2 protein-coding genes are annotated in these 1,753 nt (G+C 70.8%); both read right to left on the bottom strand.

Annotated elements, in window-relative coordinates; all coding sequences use genetic code 11:
• Nucleotides 1–421: (2Fe-2S)-binding protein (locus tag D7W79_RS41750; RefSeq protein WP_147442352.1), on the bottom strand; the 421-nt coding region annotated here is incomplete at its 3' end.
• Nucleotides 422–631: 210 nt separating this feature from the next.
• Nucleotides 632–1,753, bottom strand: a 1,122-nt coding sequence (locus D7W79_RS41755; RefSeq protein ID WP_120530724.1) for a bactofilin family protein, incomplete at its 5' end; no start/stop codon positions are given.

Consider the following 1,753-nt stretch of genomic DNA (forward strand, 5'->3'; position numbering starts at 1 on the left):
GCCCCAGGCCGGCCAGCTGCCGGGCCACGCGCGCCATCACGTCCTCCGCCACCGGCACGCCCGCGAACATCTCGTGGTGGTCCAGGCGCTTGGGGAAGAACCAGTCGATGGTCTCGAAGATGTCCACCTTCGCGGAGGGGTACGCGTTCTGCCGCTCCAGCCGCATGCCCTCCTTCGCGGGGGTGCGGCAGGTGTAGACGTTGGGCAGCCCGTCCACGCGCATGAGGCAGTGCGAGCAGGCCGCGGCGAAGCAGTACGGCCCGCGCGGGCGGTGGTACTTCACGGAGCGGGAGAGGACGTTCTCGCCCGCGGCGATGAGGGAGCACGCCACCGGCTCGCCTTCGATGGCGGGGATGCTCTCGCCCTCGAGGTCCACGGTGATGGCCCTGCCGCGCGGGGTTGCGTCTGGGAGGCGTCGCATGGGTGCCGCGCAAAATGGCGCACCCGACGGGGGCGGTCAAAGCCTGTCAACGGCCGCACGCCCCCGGTCAACACCCGCTTCCGACAGCCCAGGTGATGGCGCGCGAGCGTGGGGCTTGTTGGAGAAGGAAAAGCCCCACTCCCGGTACGCTCGGGAGCGGGGCTTCATGATGCGGTGTGGCAATCCCGGGCGGCCGTGAGGCCGGGTGCGTCAAACCGGGTGCTCGCTCCGGGGGAAGATGGGCTCCGGCATGCCCCGGCCGCGGTAGCCGAAGCGGGTGCGGATGACCGAGCCGAAGGCCAGCGGGATGAGGAAGAGGTTGAGCAGGAAGCCCAGAACCGGGATGTGGCTGATCAGCAGGATGAGGCCCAGGCCCAGCGCGAGCACCACCGCCTGTGTCTTCTTGCCGCGCAGCACCGGCAGCCGCGTGCCCAGCTCGCTGGCGATGGCCGCGTAGCCCAGCGCCGTGCCCAGCATGGAGGCGACCAGGAGGGCGAACGCCACCGGGATGCCCACGAGCGTGACACACAGCACGACGGTCAGCGGGATGAGGGCCAGCGCGCCGACGAAGCCCACGAAGGCGTTGCGGCGGGGGTTGGCGCGGATCTCATCGCCCAGCTCCTTCATGCGCGCCGGGAAGAACATCTGCCCCAGGAAGCCCAGGCCGAAGAGGAGCGCGAACTGGAGGATGAACGACGCCAGGCCGCCGCCGGTGTCGTGGTCGTCATCGTCGTCGGTGTCCTCCGCCGGCGCGTCGTGGTGCTTCACGTCATGCATGCCGCGGCTGATTTCACCCGCCACCAGGCTGCCCAGGCCCGCGCCGCTGAAGGCCTCCAGGCTGCCCTCCACCCGGGCGCCCTCCGCCTTCTGCACCTGGCCACCGAAGGCGGACACGTCGCCGTCCACCTGCGCGTTGGGCCCCAGGATGACGTTGCCGCCGAAGGCGTGCGCGTCTCCCTCCACGTGGCCCTGGATCTCCAGGTTGCCGCCGAAGGCGACCGCGTCGTCCTCCACGGTGCCCTTCACGATGAGGTTGCCGCCGTAAACGACGGCGCTCTCCACGGACTCGCCCTCCTTCACCTCCAGGTTCTGTCCGCGGGCCACCACGTCCCGGGTGCCGCGCTTGCCCTTCTTCTGCTTGAAGCTGTCGCGGAAGTTGCGGAGCTCCTCGCGAACGCGCTCCTTGGTCGCCGCCGCCTCTTCCTTCGCGGCCTGCATGGCCTCCTCGCGGGCCTGCCGGGCCTCTTCACGGGCCTCCTCGCGAGCCTGCCGGGCCTCTTCACGGGCCTCGGCGATCTCCTCCGGCGTCGCGTTCGGGTCCATGTCCGGCGC

Source organism: Corallococcus exercitus, from assembly GCF_003611585.1.
GTDB lineage: Bacteria > Myxococcota > Myxococcia > Myxococcales > Myxococcaceae > Corallococcus > Corallococcus exercitus.